General features: G+C 61.2%; 13 protein-coding genes and 1 pseudogene. All 14 read right to left on the bottom strand.

Annotation, left to right across the window (positions count from 1 at the left end):
• Positions 1-21: 21 nt before the first annotated feature.
• On the bottom strand, positions 22-1992 hold the full coding sequence (gene rlxS / locus EN869_RS27545) for a relaxase/mobilization nuclease RlxS (protein WP_126101822.1): 1971 nt from the start codon (positions 1990-1992) through the stop codon (positions 22-24).
• A gap of 180 nt (positions 1993-2172) precedes the next feature.
• Positions 2173-2856 (bottom strand): lytic transglycosylase domain-containing protein, encoded by a 684-nt coding sequence (locus tag EN869_RS27540; RefSeq protein ID WP_126101823.1) that lies wholly within the window; start codon positions 2854-2856, stop codon positions 2173-2175.
• Entirely contained in the window at positions 2844-3392 is a 549-nt protein-coding gene (locus EN869_RS27535; protein ID WP_126101824.1) for a S26 family signal peptidase, read from the bottom strand. The genes EN869_RS27540 and EN869_RS27535 overlap by 13 nt, the downstream gene beginning before the upstream one ends.
• Positions 3389-3649, bottom strand: a complete 261-nt coding sequence (locus EN869_RS27530) for a helix-turn-helix domain-containing protein (protein WP_126101825.1) — start codon at positions 3647-3649, stop codon at positions 3389-3391. Before EN869_RS27530 ends, EN869_RS27535 begins: the two co-directional genes overlap by 4 nt.
• Before the next feature lie 151 nt (positions 3650-3800).
• Positions 3801-4124, bottom strand: a complete 324-nt coding sequence (locus EN869_RS27525) for a DUF736 domain-containing protein (RefSeq protein WP_126101826.1) — start codon at positions 4122-4124, stop codon at positions 3801-3803.
• A gap of 535 nt (positions 4125-4659) precedes the next feature.
• Positions 4660-6390, bottom strand: coding sequence for a ParB/RepB/Spo0J family partition protein (locus tag EN869_RS27520; protein ID WP_127229475.1), 1731 nt, complete (start codon positions 6388-6390; stop codon positions 4660-4662).
• Positions 6391-6469: 79 nt separating this feature from the next.
• Positions 6470-6889, bottom strand: coding sequence for a DUF2958 domain-containing protein (locus tag EN869_RS27515; protein ID WP_126101827.1), 420 nt, complete (start codon positions 6887-6889; stop codon positions 6470-6472).
• A 213-nt stretch (positions 6890-7102) separates the two neighbouring features.
• Positions 7103-8065 carry a zincin-like metallopeptidase domain-containing protein gene (locus EN869_RS27510; RefSeq protein WP_126101828.1) on the bottom strand — a complete coding sequence of 321 codons (963 nt, stop codon included), beginning with the start codon at positions 8063-8065 and terminating at the stop codon, positions 7103-7105.
• 787 nt (positions 8066-8852) lie between these two features.
• Positions 8853-10004, bottom strand: a complete 1152-nt coding sequence (locus EN869_RS27505; protein WP_126101829.1) for a porin — start codon at positions 10002-10004, stop codon at positions 8853-8855.
• A gap of 316 nt (positions 10005-10320) precedes the next feature.
• Entirely contained in the window at positions 10321-10977 is a 657-nt protein-coding gene (locus tag EN869_RS27500) for a hypothetical protein (RefSeq protein ID WP_127229476.1), read from the bottom strand.
• A 1093-nt stretch (positions 10978-12070) separates the two neighbouring features.
• Positions 12071-13204: pseudogene (locus tag EN869_RS27495) on the bottom strand (CaiB/BaiF CoA-transferase family protein); the annotation flags it as partial.
• A 15-nt stretch (positions 13205-13219) separates the two neighbouring features.
• Positions 13220-14473, bottom strand: coding sequence for a methylaspartate ammonia-lyase (locus EN869_RS27490; RefSeq protein ID WP_126101831.1), 1254 nt, complete (start codon positions 14471-14473; stop codon positions 13220-13222).
• Between the two features lie 336 nt (positions 14474-14809).
• Positions 14810-15973 carry a M20 aminoacylase family protein gene (locus tag EN869_RS27485; protein ID WP_126101832.1) on the bottom strand — a complete coding sequence of 388 codons (1164 nt, stop codon included), beginning with the start codon at positions 15971-15973 and terminating at the stop codon, positions 14810-14812.
• Positions 15974-16112: 139 nt separating this feature from the next.
• On the bottom strand, positions 16113-16451 hold the full coding sequence (locus tag EN869_RS34840; protein ID WP_135897370.1) for a hypothetical protein: 339 nt from the start codon (positions 16449-16451) through the stop codon (positions 16113-16115).
• Positions 16452-16602 lie beyond the last annotated feature (151 nt).

The raw sequence follows: 16602 nt of genomic DNA, 5'->3' as shown, positions 1-16602 counted from the left end.
CGACGATTCCGTGCAGCCATGTCACGATACAGTAGGCCCGCTCCTCTGCCGGCCGATGGTCCATGAAATCCCCTCCCCGCTCACGATCCCGGAAACCTCCTTGCCGATGTGCCGCTCGAGCACCGGCCGCCATGGCACCAGCGTGAACTCTCGCGACTTTTCAAGGACGGCATTATTTTCCGCTGGCAAGCTCGACGGAGCGACGGAGCCTACCCTCCACTCGTCTCCAGACCGGGCTTCGACATAAGACAGTCCAAGCTCCTCCGACAGCTGCCCGGCAACACGGTTCAGTTCGCGCTGCCGTAACATCGAAAGCATGTTGGCGCGATAGACGATCCGATCCTGCTCTTCATGCGCGAGGCCTTGCGCGATCAGCCACTGCCGCCGGCGGGCTTGCGCCTCGCGAACCTCACGCCCGAACCCAGAGTCGCGCAACGCCTCCGGTCTCTCCGCACCCAGCTCCCGGTCGAGCCAGGTGGCGCCGTCGAAGGTAACTTGGCGCTCCAGCGGCATTGATGAGAGCTTGTCGACAACGACAGGCTCGGCCCTGGCCCGCTGGCGCTCGTATTCCGTGACACGATCGAGATGGTCTGGCGAGACGAGCCAGGTGCCGTTCGGCTCTCGCTCGACGCCGCCGGTCGCGCGGCGGATCGCCTCCAGCCGCCGTACATGCGTTTGCGCAAAGCTCTCGGTGGCGGATGTATCATGCCTCAGATGGATATCGACGTTGTAGCGACCGCCATGCGCGCCGGCGACTTCGGCGACGGTGCGGTCAACCCGCCTCGGCTCGGTGTTCCTCGGCGCGACACGCACGATGCAGCCATCAGGCATCGGTTCTATCGCCTCGCCTCTGCCGATGTCGATCCAATGGCTCTTGCCGTCGACGCCCTCGACGATCAGGTAATGCCGGTCATTGATTTCGTCGGCCAGCCCGCGCGCGACGACGCGACCGACGAGAAGTTGGATCGGCTCGCCGGATCGATCGTGGATTGCCCAATCGGCGGCACTGCGGGCGAGCCCCTTGCCGCTCAGCTCGCGGTGCATGGTCTTGATGATGTCGCCGCGCTCGCCAATACGGCGCAGCGTCGTTTCGAGCTCATCACCGAGACGCCAGGCGCCAGCGCCGACTTCCTCGGCCAGCCCCATGCGCTCGAGCTTGCGCAGGCGGCCTTGGTGCAGCGTCTGCCGAAAGGCGTCGCCGCTCGCCGGCGAGACCAGGCCGTCATCATCCCGAATGCTGAGCAGCCGACGGTCGATGCTGGTAAAGCGTTCCTGCTCGATTTCCTGGCGCAGGCGCTGCTCGATCTCGCGATCGGTGCGTGGACCAAGATCGAGGCTGACCAGCTCGGCGGCGCGCTCGCGGATGCCGCTCGAAATATACTCACGCGCGATGACGAGATTGTCGCCGCGGTCGTCCTTGCCGCGAACGATGATATGGCTGTGCGGATGGCCGGTGTTGAAATGGTCGACGGCCACCCAGTCGAGCTTCGTGCCGAGGTCTTCTTGCATCTGCGCCATAAGGCGCCGGGTGAGCGGCTTGAGGTCCTCGTACTCGATGCCGTCCTCGGGTGCCACGATAAAGCGGAACTGATGCCGGTCGCCGTTTGCGCGATCGAGGAACGCCTTGCCGTCGACGCGGTCGCTGTCGGCGCCATAGAGCTCGCCAGGTTCGCCCTCGCGGGTGACGCCGTCGCGCTGCAGATAGCGCAGGTGCGCACGCGCCCCGTCCGCGCCCTTGCCGGCGAGCTTGACGATCCGCGCCTTGACGACGACCCGCCGCTGCCGGAAGGCGGCATAACGATCGCGCGATTTAAGCAGCGCCGCGGCGGCCCCGCCGCGCCCTGCCCGGCTTCCGGTGAAGCGTCCGCCGTGCTGCGGCCGGCCGCCGGCCCTGTTGATCGCCGCACGGAGCTGGCCGGCATAGCGTTTGCCGGCCTTGGAGCCGCGGGCGCCTATCTTGCCGAGCTTCGGTCGGAACTCGTCATCCTTCATGCCCAGCCTCCGGCCGCAACAGAGTCGAATCAGCCACTTGCGGGTCCCTGCTCTCCTGACGCAGGAGGGAGCCTCCAGTAAAAACGATGTGCAGACAACGACTTGGCCGGCTCGTGGAGGCGGTGCCTTTATCTTGCCTTACGCGCCCCGCCCCCTCTGGACGCGCCCCGCCCGCCACCGCTAGTGATCCGGCTCTTTCGGCAGCCCGCCTTCCTTGCCGAGCGGGACGAAGAGATCCGCGTTTCGCGCGCGGGCGCGAATACCATCCTGGAGGAAGAACAGCGACCGTCCGGAGGGAGCGTTTTGCGCCTTTGGAGCGACAGATTTGCCGTTGGACTTGTCGATGTCGTCGCCTGAAACTCCGGCCGCCTTGAGCTGTTTGAGATAGTCGACGGTCTCCCTTGGCAGGAGTTTTCCATGCTGCAAATGGTCGTCGTAGCGCGCGGGGCCTGCGTTGTAGGCGGCAAACAGGCCTGGAAATCCGAAGCGGTCATACATGGCGCGCAGATAGGCTGTTCCGGCGAGAATATTGTCGCGCGGATCGTGCGGATCAGGCCCAAGGCCGTGTTCGACCCGCATCTCCGCATAGGTGCCGGGCATCACCTGCATGAGGCCGACCGCGCCGGCGCTCGAGGTGATGGGGTGGCCATCGCGCATCGTGTTGCCGCCGCTTTCGGCATCCATGACGGCGTAGATCCAGGCCTTGGGAAGACGAAAACGCCGGCTCGCTTCCGCCACGAACTCCTGCCAGTTTCGCAGCTGCGGAGTTTGGGAGATGGCGACCGGCTCGGCGCCGGTCGAGGCGGAACAGGCGCATGGCGCGATAGCGAGCACGCCGAACAGCAGGAGGGTCACTCGGTCCATAGCGGCACGAGCCTCCCGATGACATTTTCGGCCGACACCGGCCCGAAATAGCGACTATCGAAGGAGTGATTTGTCTCACTGCCGAGCAGGAACACCTCGTTATGGCCGAGCGCCCGGCAGCCATTCCACCAGGGCAAAGTTCGGCCCTTGGCGTCGACCTTGAGCCGGCGCGCGACGATGTCGCCGCCGATGATGATCGCGTCGTGGAAGGCGCAGACATGCTCGCCGGGCAGCGCGGCAAGGCGTTTAACCAGCGGTATACTGCGGGGCAGATAGCCGCGTTGGTCGGCGAGATAGGCCACGAAATCGGGCGTGCGGACGAGCACGAGATCGTCGCGCGCGGGGGCTCCGGCAGCGACTCGATAAAGCCCGACCGGCGCACTGGCGGAGGCGTTCCAGACCAGCAAGGGCGTGGGTTTTGCGAGCGTGGTGAAGCCCAGAAGGCCGAGGCCAATCGCGGCAATGGCGATCGTCTTGCGGGCGCGAACGCGCCGCAAGGCGCTGCCGATCAGACGGATGGAAGGGCTCCGGTTCACGACTGGCCTCCCTCGTCGGACGGCGCGGAACCGTGCTCGGAAGTAGCGTCCTGGGGATGGCCTTTCGACCATTCGTCGAGCTCGTCGATGTGATAGCGGACATAGCGGCCGTGCTTGCGGAATTTCGGGCCGCCGCCCTTGAGCCGCATCTTTTCGAGCGTGCGTTGGGAGAGCCCGATATAGAAGGCGGCTTGCGCTGTGTTCAGAAACGGGCTGCCCTTCTTGGCGCGGGCGGCGCGTTCGTTTTCGTCGTCCATGATGATCCTCGTGTCTTCAAGGAGAAGCGACGGCGAGGATGGGCGAGCGGGATCGCGTCGGGGACGGGCGAAGAGTCGGGGGCGAGTTTTCGCCGCTTTTTTTGAGGTGAGCCCCGCGCCGGCTGCGGCGCGAGGCTCCAGTGTCCGCCGTTCAGTCGACGGGATTCCAGATAATGGCGTAGGTGTCGTCATCGTCCTGGCCGGCGGCGCGGCCGAGATTGGCGTAGAGCTTGCGCGGGCCGAACTCCGGGGCGGCGATGGAGAGGCTCACATAGTCCTTGCCGGAAGCCTCGCCGATGCGGATCCAGCCGGCGCCGACTTCGACGCCTTGGGTCAGCACCCGGAAGTCGGGATGGGTGTCGGCGCTCTTGGCCTGGTTGGGCACGATGTCGATGTCGGCGCGGACGCTGAGCGTCTTGAGCTGGCCCTTGTAGCCGCCATTGTCCTGCTTGGTGACGTATCCGATCGCGGTCATGTTGGTCTCCTGTTTTGCTGTCGCCGGGGACCATTCCCCTGCGATGGCGGACCGTGATGGGCGCATCCGGCCCGCCTGAACCCGATAGGGCCGCAGCGGCAGCGAAGGACCCGAGCGGGCGGCTTTTTTGAAGCGAAGCGGCGCGAGGAGCCGCCGCAGGCGGCGGGGAAAAAAGCCGCCGGCCGAGGGTTTCGGGCGGGCCGGATCGCCCATAGGTCGACAAGCCAGCCGCAGGGAAATGGTCCTAAAACACGCTTGGGAGACAGTTGCGCGATCGGCTGACACGGCAAGCAGGCGGCGCGGCGGGTACCGAGCTTGGCACGGCTTCAGACACCGCAGCCAGCGGGGACGTGCTTATCCGAGATGCGCCTCTGCGAGCATTCCCACGTGGCGCAGGGCTGGCGAGATGCATCGAACTGACGTCGAGATTGCGCGTACGGTGCGCACCGAAAAGTCCCAAAAGTGCGGCCGGTACCGCCCGAGAAGGTGCCCCAAGCGGCGGCTCTCGAAGTGCCGCCGCCTGGGGCTTGGTCGATTATTCCGACACGAACAGGTGCCGTACCTTGGCCCACTGGTCGGCGGTGCGGAAGCCGCCGCGATTGGTGTAGCTTTGGGCAGGGAATTTCATCCAGCGCGGCAGCCAGGCGTCGACTTTTTCCCTGCCGTTCTCGCCCGCGAGAAAGTCGCGGATGATCTTCTTTTGCGTCTTCACCTTCTCCGAAACATTGCCGTCGGCGACAGGCTTGCCGCCGATATCGGCGAGCATCAGATTGGCGATTTCCCTGTCGCGCAACAACTCGAAAAACGCGTCGTCGGCCTGCCAGCAAGCGGACATGTCGACATTCAGATGATTGCCGAGCGCCTCGATGACGGCGCTGCCGGCTTCGAGCGTCTCGGCCATGACGATGGCGAGAACGCGCAAGACATCGTCGTCGGAGAGCGCCACCAGCTTTGCTAAGACGCTGGCGAGGGCGAAGGCGTCGCCATTGCCGCCTGCGACCGCGCCGTCCTCGTCCGGTTGCCCGAGCAGCGCCAAAACCTCGCGCCGCTTTTCGGCAAAGGCGGCTTCGGCCTTGCAGGCCGCCACGCTGGCGCCGACCGTCTCGTTGGCGGCGCGCTGCGGCTCGCAGCGCACCTGCCACAGGCTTGAACCGGCAATCGCATGCGCCACCATGAGGCGCAGGGCAATGGCGGGATGGTCGAGCAACGCGGTGCGCACGGCGGCATGACGGTGCAGGTCGACATAGTTCTGCATCGGTCCGGTGAGTTCAGGTCGTGACGGCTTTGCGACCTGTTCTTCCTGCTCGCCGCCCCCTTCATTGGCGCGGGCGCGGCGCGCTTCCTTGCGCGACAGCCAGCCCTCGTGACACTCGACCTCGCCGCGATGCGAGACGGTAATGACGACCTTGCCGCCCTTTTTCTTCGGCGTCTTTTCGTGGTCCCATGAGTGGAAATACTGGCCGGGTTCGAGCACGTTCACTTGCGCCCATCCGGCCTCAAGATAGGCGTCGCGTCGGGCGGCAATCGCCTCGTTCTGCTTTAGCCAGAACAGGTCGGCATCGGCAAAATAGCTGTCCTCGCCGAACAGGTCGGAGACGATGAGGCCGGGATAGTCCTCTATGGCGAACAGCGCCACCTTGGTGGAGATCGACTGGCCGCCGAACAGCCATTGCTTCAACTGGAAGCCGCGCGGCGCGTATTGTTCGGGATCGGCATAAAGCGCCAGCCAGTCCTTCTGCTGCGCTTTGGACGCCATGGTGAGATAGCGCGCCGTCTCGGCGTCAATTTCCTCGCGGCGGTAGGCTTCGCGAATTTTGGGCAGAAGCTCGCCGAGCGCCAGAACGCGTTTCACCTGAAGCTCGGTGAGGCCGAAGGTGGCTGCGATGTCGGCAATGGCGCGGCCTTCGCGGATCAGACGGGAGAAGGTTTCCCATTGCGAGACTTCGTCGGGATCGAGGCGGGCGATGTTTTCGATGAGCGAGGCTTCGAGCGCATCGGCGTCGTCGCCATCCTCCATGATGGCGCAGGGCAAGGCATCGCTTTCGCCGCGCTCGTCGGCGAGCGATTTGGCGGCGAAATAGCGTCGCCGTCCGGCGACGATCTCGAAGGTTTCGGGCGAACCGTTGGGCCGCACCAGAAGCGGCACGAGGACGCCGCGCGCGCGAACGGACGGCAGGATATCGGAGATATCCGGCGCGCGTTTGCCGTGGCGCATGTTGAGTGCGGAAATGTTCAACCGATCAATTGGGATATGGGCAAGCTGCATGATTTGTCTCCTTCGGTTTGGTTGAGGTTTCCCCGCCGCAAAGGCCACGAGGCCGGCGCGGGCGGGACGGTTTTCGCACCTAGCGGCGCGTCTGTTCCGCCGTATCCGGCGGAAGCTCGGAATGGGGTTTTGCAAGCCCGTCTGCTGCCTGTTGCAGCAGACGCTCCTCCTCGGTGATGTGGCCGGCGTGGCGCGCGGCTTCGGCATAGACAGAGAGCGGAAACCGCCCCTGAAAATAGAGGTCGCGCTCGATGCCGAGCCCAAGCCGGCCCTTGACGCTTTCAAGTTCGGCAAGGCTGACGTTGCCGAGTTCCGGAAAGCCGAATCCGAGGTCGCAAAGCCCGAACAGTGTGTCGCCGTCCATATCGAGTTCGGTCAGAAGCCAGGTCGCCGGCCCGGTCGGATCGAACAGTTTCAGCACCGGAACATGGTCGTTTTCCTTGTCGGCCGCGCCATTGGCGAGCAGTTGGGCGCAAAGGTCGTCGGTGATCAGGATCATGGCAAAGTTCCTTGTCAGAACAGGTCGGTTTGGTTGCGTATGCACTCGTCCAAGAGGCCGAGATCGGGTGATTTCTGCTCCGCGCGCGGGCGCATCGGCGCGTTCGTGAGAAGGCAAAATCGGTCGCGCGTGTTGACGGGCCGCTCACCGGAATGAGGGTCTCGTCGCCTTCCGGCGTCGTCTCGGTCGGCAGCGTTTGGGGATTGCGCGCACTCATGCCGCGATCTCCTGCTGATCGCTGCCTTGGGCATCGGCGTTAGCGCCGAGCAGGAAATCGGCGGCTTTCGAGGCGTAGCTGGCGGCGCGGAAGATGGCGCGGTTGTCCTCGCGCAGCACCGTCAGCCATGAGCCGATGTAGTCGGCATGGCGCACGGTCGGCTCGATGCCGAGCGTGGTACAGACAAAGGCGGCGGCGATTTCGGCGACCAGTTCCTCGCGCGCATAGGCCTTGCAGCCGAACGAACCGGAAAGATCGCGCGCAAGCCGCGTCGGGTGTCCGGTCCAGTGGCCAAGCTCGTGGAAGCAGCTGCGGTAATAGTCGATCTGGTGGAAGAAAGCGGGCTGCGGCGGCACCTGAATGAAGTCGCTGCCCGGCATGTAGAAAGCGCGATCGCAGCCGATGCGAAAGTCAGCGCCGGTTGCATGAATCAGCGCCTCGGCCTGCGGGATCATCTCGCGTTCTGGCAGCGGTTGGGCGGCGGCATAGAGGTGGTCGGGCAGGTTGTCGCACTGCGCGACATTGAAGACGGTGAAGCGCTTCAGATAAGGCACCGCCTGCGGCTCGTCACCATCGGCCTTGGCGCGTTCCTTCTCGTCCTTGGGAACAAAGCGGTCGGCATGGACGATGGTGGTGCCGTGTTCGCCCTTCCTGACATTGCCGCCAAGCGCAAGCGCCTGGCGGAAGGTGAGCCAGTTCTGGCTACAGAAACCGCGCTCGATGACCGCGCCCCAAAGGATCAGGATATTGATGCCGGAATAGGCGCGCCCGCTGGCCGCGTTCTTCGGCAGGCCGAGGCCGGCCTTTGCGCTGCCCCATGGCTTGACCCATGGCACGGTGCCGCGCTCCAGTTCGGCGATGATGCGGTCGGTGATTTCCTGATAAAGGCTGGCACCCGTGCGCCCGCCGCTGCCCGCGCCAGCCTTTCGGCTGCCGGAACGCTTGCTGTTTGCACGCATCGTCTGGTCCTCCGCTCTTCAATTCCGCGCCCTCCCCGGAAGCGGGGTGGGCGGCGAAAGCGACCGGAAAGGCCCGACGTCAAAGGCGAACCGCATCCGAAGGACCGGAACGAAGAGGAGGACCCGGAGCGGCAAGCGAAGGGTTGCGGGATGCCGCGGCGGGCCTAGAAGGGAGTGCCGCCCACCCCGCGCCACCGGGGAAGGCCAGCACAAAAAACCACGCCGGCCGAGAGGCCGGCGACCGTCAGCAGCCGAAAGGCTGCCTCTCGCCAGGGGGCGAAGCCGCAGGGCCGAGACCGCCTGAGCTTGCCGAAGACAAGCGGGCTCGGTTCACGAGCACCCGGCGCGCGCCACAAGGCGCGCGGGCGCCCCTATGCCGGCTAGTTGCAAATGTCCCTTCGGCGCGGTGGTTTATGAGGTCGCAAGCTCGGCCAGATGGCAAAGATCGCCGAGAAAACCAGTGCCACTCGTCCAAATCTGACGGACCAGGCATGGGAACTGATCTGAGCGTTGAGCCGTCCGCTCGAGGGTGAGGTGATCAATGCGATGCGCTACCGGCTTGCGGCCGGATGCTGCCGATCTGTCTCGCTCACGCGAGTCTGATGACGACCCGCAAAAAAAGGGCGCCCGGGAACAGGGCGCCCCTTCTCATCGACGAAATGCTCGGATTGGAGGTCCGTGATCAAGCACTTCCCCGACAATTTCTTCAAGCCTCACCACAATGGTTCAGCCACAAATTGAAGGCTCGCAGTTACCGCTTCGAACGCGGCGAACGGCCCTTCAATCCTCAGAACGAGCGCTGGAAGCGGAGGAGGCCGCCGATGCTGTTCTTCTTGTCGGCAGCGGTCCAGTTGCCGAACGGCGTGCCGTCGTTGAAGTGACCGTAGTGATCGTAGTCAACTTCCGCGGTGACCGTGAGACCGGGGACGACGTCGTAAGCGACGTTAGCCGCCACGCCATAGTTCTTGTCCTGGTCACCCGAAACCTGCAGGTTGAACGACGTCTTGGGATTGAACTTGTAGGTACCGCCGGCCCACCAGGCCCAGTGACCGCCCCACTGCTTGTAGAAGTCGCGACCGCTTGCGAAATCGAGCGAATTCTTGTCGGTGCCGTAGCCGAACATGGCGAACAGCGACAGCTCGCTGGTCACGTTGAAGTCAGCTCGAACCTTGCCGGCCCATTCTTCGTAGTTGCTGTCATAGGCGACGACGCCGGCGATGGCACCCCAGCCCTGCGTGTACTTCACACCGCCGACGACATGCGGAACATAGCTGTCGATCGTGCCCACGTAGAAGACATTATTGACGTCGACCGAACCTTCTTCGAGCGAGATCACGGCCGAGAAGCCGTTGCCGGCATCAAAGTTGTACTGGATGAGGTTCGTGGAGAAATCACCATAAGGAACGATGGTGTCGTTGAGAACGTTGCCGGCATAGCCGATGAACGAGTCAAAGGCCGAATCATCCAAACCGACCCGGAGCCCACCAAGCTGGATCCAGGCAAAATCCATCGTAACGCCCTTGTTGTGGGCCTGATTGCCGTCTTCGCCAGCGTAGTAGGCGCTGTTGCCGAAGTTGAATTTCGTCTGGGTGTAGGTCTTCAACGTGCCGAGCTCAGTTTCCTGGCCGGTCCAGGTCTTCAGCGCGAAGCGGGCGTTCTTGTGCCAGGTGCCCTGGTCCTTGCCGTTGAGAACGTCTGTCGAACGTGCGCCATCGAAGCTGCCGACATCGCCAGCGCTGATGTCGTAACGGACATAGCCGCCAATGCGCAGGCAGGTTTCGGTGCCGGGGATGTAGAAGTAGCCAGCGCCGTAGACGTCGCAGATCTTGACGTATTCAGCCGGTTCCGGCTCGGCGACGACGACGGCGTCGGCGGCGCGCGCACCGGAAACTGCGATCAGGGCCGCAGCGGAGCCGAGAAGTAGGCTCTTGATGTTCATACTTGATCTCCTTGAATGATTTGAAAAGGGCGAGGACGTCGATAGACGAACCGTTCCCTATCCCCACGATCGAAAAAGATGCGCATCGCGATGCATCCTTCCCGGTTCGAACGCTATTCACCGGGCGGAATAGCGCAAGTTCAAATTCCGTTCCACTGCAATATGTACCAGTATTAGTTGTATTTTTATCACTAAATAGCCGTTATTACTTGCACAAATTGAACAACTATACATTTGTACAAACCGCACAATTGGCACATTCACTGCTTGCGGCCACATCGAGCGTGCGCGAACAGCCAACGACGCCGACGAATCGTCAGATAGATCCAATCAGAGAAATAGCCTGGGCGGCCGACGCAACAGCTTCTGTGTTCATGCCTTCCCTGAGCAATTCGACAGGAACACGACCCTTGAGCAGAGGCGACGGGCTGATCAGCCACAGCCAAGCCAGTCTGGGATCGGAGATCGAGGAAAGGACCTCCCGGATTCCGGGCATAGGCCTGCCGTCGATGAACTGAGCCAGGGGAAATACATGCTTGCGGGAGCCTCTGCGAAAGGCAACCACATCATTGTGCCGCTGCCACCAATGTAGCGTTGACCGCGGTATTCCAAAACGTCTCTCGAGATGCGTCGACCCCGCAACTGGACCGGCCCACTCAGCAATGCGGGCGCCTTCTCTGGGATGATCTTTCAGAAGCGGATGCCCAAGGGGATGATCGGCGGGCCGCGGTCGCGAAGCGATCTCACACGCCTGAGCATCCAGCCGTCGCGCTGCTTCGGCCTCGAGTCTGCCAAGAAATTCGGCGACCACGGCGGTCGAGTTGTCGGAAGGAGAACCCGAAAGCGCGCCAGCAGCCTTGTCGCCCTGCTTTGCCTCATCGCATTGGGCAAGAATGCGCTGCACCTCCTTCAAGACAAAGCTTGAAAGCTCGCTCTGGCGTTTTTCATCCGCAAGATCACTCGGTCCGGACATAGGTGGCTTTCCCAATAGGATTCCCTCAACAGGCCGCCGAAAGAGCGTTGAAGACATGAAGTTTGGAGAACTGCGATGTATTGCGTTTTCGCACGCATGCGAACTAGCAGCCGTCTCGCGGCCTCAACCTGGTGCCTCTCAACAAAAAGGGGAAGAACGTCGATTGACGACCATCTTTGCCCCGACGACCGAAACGGACGCACATCGCAGTGCATTCTTCGCAGCGCGAAGCTACCCATGGCTCCCATTTGCGCAAGGGCAAAGTTTATCTTTCAGAGCTATATAAATTAGACGTTGCTTTTATGCAACTATGTCTCGAATTTTACTTGGACAAATTGAACGTTTGCACATTTATAGGTACTATTTTCCATATAAACTTTGTATATGGCATTTAACAGCGCATACATGCTTCACTGTTGCCGAATTACCTTGGTCAGTGCGCGGCACCTCTCTCATGCCAAACGTAAAAGCCGGTCCTCAGGACTTCTCATCATGCCAGATCGCTCGATCCACTCATGCGGGCTTCCCCGGCAGCGAGAGCAGGTTTTTCCGGTGCTTCAGCGGTCTGGGTCTGCAACCAAAGGACCAAGCGAGGCTTCCTCATTCACCAGCAGGACCCATGCTCACGCCAGTCACATCGAGATCGAAGGTAAGATGTGGCATTTCGCTTATTGCAGGCGCCGGAGCATATCTCTGCGGGCGGGCGTTTGTCCCGCTAGCTGCGAGTATGCGCGACGTGGTGTTCAGTTCGCCAATATAAAATTCTGGACGATATCATCGCGTTTGCAGATGGCCCGTCCCTAGGAAACCGCGCTGCTTCGCCGCTCGCAAGGTCGTCCTGAATGAAACACTCTCCCGCGCCGCGCGAACGACGCTCAGCGCCGTCTCGTAAGTTGGTTCATGGTGGTACAGCGAGGAGGGAAATATATGACACCGGCGGCCGGAGAAGGTCCTCTGGGTCTCCAGGTGATGATCTCATGGTTAAGGGCTGGGCCCCGAGCCGCCCGACTTCCTTCGCTAGCCCCTCGGCCGCGCAACGCTTGGTATTTTCCCGCATGGCCGAGACCGCAGAGCTGCCAGAAACGTGGCCCGTATCGCGCAAACGCCCCAGAACCTCTTCCCGGATAGTCTCTGTATGCGCGCCAAGACCCGGCACTGGGCGCAGCGAGGGGCGCTCCGAGTTGAAGATCGCCGCAGGCGCTATCGTCTCGACAGTTCCTTCGGGTGTGACGACCTCGACCCTGCGAAGATGGGGATGCTTTGAAAGATCCGCCACTTCGTTCAGTCGGCCATATGCCAAACCGGCTGCCTCAAGCTCCTGCATTGCTTCGTGGCAGGATAGTTCGGAAAAACGCAGTTCAATGATCTCATCAAGTTGCGCCCCGTGACCGAGGCGCTCCATATTATCGGCAAAACCAGGTGCGCGCGTGAGCGCCGGCTGCTTCAGGAATTTCTCGCAGAAATTTACCCATTCGCGGTCATTCTGAACCGAAAAGATGACGTCTTTGCCATCGGCACAACGATAGGCGCCATACGGCGCAAGCGACGGGTGTTTCACGCCAGCGCGTGCCGTGTGGTAGCCGCTATAGTCATGTTGCAGAACCGGCACGTTCATCCAGTCGGCGACGGCATCGAACAGTGACACCTGAATGCTGGTCCCTTTGCCGGTAACCTCGCGGTAATAGAGTGCCTGAAGAATGGCACTATGCGCCGTCATGCCCGCCGAGATGTCGCAAACCGAGACCCCTACACGCGCCGGTCCCTGTTGGGTGCCGGTGATCGCGCACAGACCTGTTTCAGCCTGGACGATGAGATCATAAGCCTTCAAATGGGCATACGGGCCTTTCTCCCCGAAACCAGAGATGTCGCAGGTGATCAGCCGCGAAAAACGACGACGGAGATCCGCAGACCCGAAACCCAGTTTTTCGATGCTGCCCGGCTTCAGATTCTGGATAAAAACGTCAGCACTGGCAACGAGCGTGTCCAGGACGGCGCGGTCCGCCTCCGACCTCAGGTCCAGACAGACCGACTCCTTACCCCGGTTGAGCCAGACGAAGTAAGCGCTCTGTTCCCGCACCAGTTTGTCGTAGTTGCGCGCGAAGTCCCCTTCGGGCCTTTCGACTTTGATCACCCGGGCGCCGGCATCGGCAAGGCGAGACGATGCATAAGGCGCGGCCACGGCCTGCTCCACGGCTACGACAGTGATCCCCTCAAGAGCGTTTTGCATGCGACACCGTGCTTTTCATCCAACGTTTATGGCTTGAGACCGGCGACGGTCCAGCATCGCAAGCAACCGGCTTTGTTCGTTCCCGACAATTGAGAATGCCTCGTCGACACCCATTCCGGGCTTTGCAAGCATCATGTCGGCCTGGGTTGCCACGGATACGTGGACAGAAGCTTGGGCGGAGAGATCTGTCTCGGTACAGCTTCCTCCGACATACGCTCCGACCTTGTTTTTCTTGCAGAGGAGAACGGCCCGCGCTGTGTCGGCAATTGAACCGACATCGGGCGTCTTGATCTGGACAAGATGCGTGGCTTTCGCTTCTGCGAAGAGCCGAATATCTTCAAGCGTATTGCATCTCTCATCCACGACAAGGCGTGCGTTGGAGCCCCGGTTGTCCAAGATCGATACGATCTTGGCGTAGTTCTCAATTTGAGCTTGCGTCGAACCAAAATCCGCCGGGGACTCGATGTTGAGCGTGAAATCCGGGACCGTATCTGCAACCTTGCAGATAAAGTCGGCGATGCTTTGCGGCTCCAGGCCGATTTCCTGGCCGATCCAGCCATACACATCGAAATGCAGCACCGGATGATACCCCGGGCGGCCGATTTGGCGCGTACGCGTTGCAACCCACTTCACGAACTCCATGAAGGCTTGCCCGTCGATGCCGAATTTCTGCCGTGAGTTGATCAGACCGTGGGGAAGCACATCCACGGCTTTCAAAACCATTTTGTCGACGTTGATTTCTCGCGAGTCACCGCTCTGGCAGTAAATTGGGACTCGGGACGTGGGTAACTGCAGCCCGAACTCACTACATATGATCTCTGCCATCGTCTTACGGTGGAGATGGGCGGCTGCGCGAAGAAGAGCTTGGCTGACGCCATACTCTATAGCCAGAGGTAGACGCCGATGTTCGACGAGCTGAAAAGCGTTCGTGCAGGAATCACGAAACTGAGTGGCATCGACATCAAGAAGCCGCGGTACGACAGCGCGTGAGGTAAGATCCGAGATTTGATTGGTGTCGAACACAAGGCCGCGTCCACCTGCACCGGAGTACTGGACGTTCATCATGTCGCCCCAAACGACGGTTTCGTCGGTAAGAACCAGCCCGACACTGAGCGACGATGCCGGAATGCGAATTCGATCAAACCCAGGCGTAGTCGGTGTGCCGACATAGATGAAGCCGTCCTGGGTCGCGCCGGACCTAATGGCAGCTTGATCGTCATAAAAGAACGCGCCGTTGCCAGGCGCAAGAAGGACGTCTTTGATCTGCACTTCACTTCGCTCGATTCATTTAGAGCCATTGATGGGCGCACACACCAGCTGAACGCTAAGTATGCGCTACTTGGGGCAGAGTTCGCCAATATAGAGTCCGGGACGGCACTATCGCGTTTTCAGATGGACACGTCCACCCGCTGCTTTGGCCTGAGAGTAGCGAGCGCGCATTTGGAGATGCGTCAGACATCTCTTTCCATGCATCCAAGGTCTCATTCCGAGCCGTTTGCCAGACACCCATCCGGGTCCACGTTATCTTTGTCGAGAGTTTGGTCGATGGCTCTGGATCTTGACTACCGCTCCGATCAATTCTGGGCAGTGGTCAGCTACAGGGGTTCATGCCTTCAATGTCGTCTCGACGAGGCTTATCCAGTAGCCAATCCCGTAAGGGAGGGCTTCGTCGTTGAAGTCGTAAGCCGGGTTGTGTACGGCTGCTGTCGATCCGTTCCCGAGCCATATCATCGCGCCAGGCCGCGCTTCGAGCATATAGGCGAAATCTTCTGAGCCCATTAGAGGCTTGACCTTGTCATTCACGGCACCCGAGCCGACGAGGTTTCGAGCAGCCGCGACTGCCAGACTAGTCTGCTCGGTATGATTGATGGTCATCGGTTCGAGGCGCCGGTATTTCAGCTCAACATCTGCGCCGAACCCCTGCGCGATGCCTCGAGCGGACGCCAGAATCTGATGCTCGACGAAGTCTCGCATGCTCGGCAGCAGCGTCCTAACAGTGCCCGACAACTCGACCGTATCGGGGATGATGTTGTAGGCCTGCGCGGCGCTCAGTTTTGTGACGGAAATGACGAGCGATTCCGTGGGATCTGTGTAGCGAGACACCAAGGTCTGCAGCCCGAGAATGATCTGCGCTCCAATAACGACCGGATCGATTGTAAGATGTGGGATTGCCGCATGCCCCCCTCTACCCCTTATCGTAATATCGAACTCATCGAGCGCAGCCAATATTGGCCCATCAGCGATGGCGAATTTCCCGACGTCGAGACCCGGCGAGTTGTGCATGCCAAAGACCTGTGAGATGCCAAAGCGGTCCATAATCCCTTCCTGCACCATCTTCTGACCGCCTCGCCCATCTTCTTCAGCTGGCTGGAAGATCAAGGCGACCGTGCCTTTGAAGTTCCGCGTTTTAGCAAGATGCTTTGCTGCCCCAAGAAGCATAGCTGTATGGCCATCATGGCCGCAGGCATGCATCTTGCCGGGCACCCGGGAGGACCACGGCTTGTTTGATGCTTCTGCAATCGGTAAGGCGTCCATATCTGCCCTCAGGCCGACAGTCGGACCCTCTCCGCCTTCGCCTTGGATCAGTGCGACGACCCCAGTCTCAGCAATCCCGGTTTCGATGTGATTGATACCGAAAGAAGCCAGCTTCTCTGCAACGAAGTTGGCCGTGTTATGCAATCGATAATCGAGCTCTGGGTATTGATGCAGATGACGTCGCCACCCGGCGACCTCAGATTGCAATTCTCTCAAATTTTCAAACTTCTGCATCTATCAAGTCCTGGCTGGGTTGGCCGCCGCACATTCGTTACAGAGGACCATCAATCGGCCAACAACGTGCGTCAAACGCAGTTTGTATATCGTAGTCATCTAGGAGCGAGATTGTTCACGGAACAGATTTTGGGGTGCCTTAAGTCGGGGGGTGAGCACGTCTGCCGGTATTTCGGGCCGATCGCCTAGGGGCGGCGCCACGAGCCGAGACGCCCTGGGTGCTCTTTGCCTGGGCTATTGCCCGCTCGCTGCGCAAGCGGGCACGCGCGGCAGACGTTTTGGCGGCATCGACCTCGCCGTCGGTGAAGATCACGCCGTATTTCGCCTCAAGGTGAGCGCGCATGCTGTAGCCTTCGAGCAGATCGTAGCGGATGTCGTCGAGCGATCGATCGAGCGGATCGCCATAGCCACCGCCCGACGGCGAAACGTGACGGAAGATATCGCCCTTCAGCAGTTCATAGGGCTCGGTCACGAGCACCGGCAGGCGGATCCGCTCGCGCCGTCCTTGCGCGACAACGTGCTGTCCGGGCCGGCACCGACCTCACCACCGAAGAGACCATGCGGCGGGAAGGCGAGCTTGTCGGACCGCAGCGACAAAATGCCATCCTCGCCAAGGAATTCATATTCGC

The sequence above is a fragment of the Mesorhizobium sp. M2D.F.Ca.ET.226.01.1.1 genome (assembly GCF_004022705.2).
Lineage (GTDB): Bacteria > Pseudomonadota > Alphaproteobacteria > Rhizobiales > Rhizobiaceae > Mesorhizobium.
The sequence above is the reverse complement of the archived record's forward strand: the minus strand, read 5'-3'. Positions and strand labels throughout refer to the sequence as shown.

Bases quoted from the DNA above. Each gene is read 5' to 3' on its own strand.
- rlxS (WP_126101822.1), bottom strand. From the start codon at position 1,992: ATGAAGGATGACGAGTTCCGACCGAAGCTCGGCAAGATAGGCGCCCGC.
- EN869_RS27540 (WP_126101823.1), bottom strand. From the start codon at position 2,856: ATGGACCGAGTGACCCTCCTGCTGTTCGGCGTGCTCGCTATCGCGCCA.
- EN869_RS27530 (WP_126101825.1), bottom strand. From the start codon at position 3,649: ATGGACGACGAAAACGAACGCGCCGCCCGCGCCAAGAAGGGCAGCCCG.
- EN869_RS27525 (WP_126101826.1), bottom strand. From the start codon at position 4,124: ATGACCGCGATCGGATACGTCACCAAGCAGGACAATGGCGGCTACAAG.
- EN869_RS27520 (WP_127229475.1), bottom strand. From the start codon at position 6,390: ATGCAGCTTGCCCATATCCCAATTGATCGGTTGAACATTTCCGCACTC.
- EN869_RS27515 (WP_126101827.1), bottom strand. From the start codon at position 6,889: ATGATCCTGATCACCGACGACCTTTGCGCCCAACTGCTCGCCAATGGC.
- EN869_RS27510 (WP_126101828.1), bottom strand. From the start codon at position 8,065: ATGCGTGCAAACAGCAAGCGTTCCGGCAGCCGAAAGGCTGGCGCGGGC.
- EN869_RS27505 (WP_126101829.1), bottom strand. From the start codon at position 10,004: ATGAACATCAAGAGCCTACTTCTCGGCTCCGCTGCGGCCCTGATCGCA.
- EN869_RS27500 (WP_127229476.1), bottom strand. From the start codon at position 10,977: ATGTCCGGACCGAGTGATCTTGCGGATGAAAAACGCCAGAGCGAGCTT.
- EN869_RS27485 (WP_126101832.1), bottom strand. From the start codon at position 15,973: ATGCAGAAGTTTGAAAATTTGAGAGAATTGCAATCTGAGGTCGCCGGG.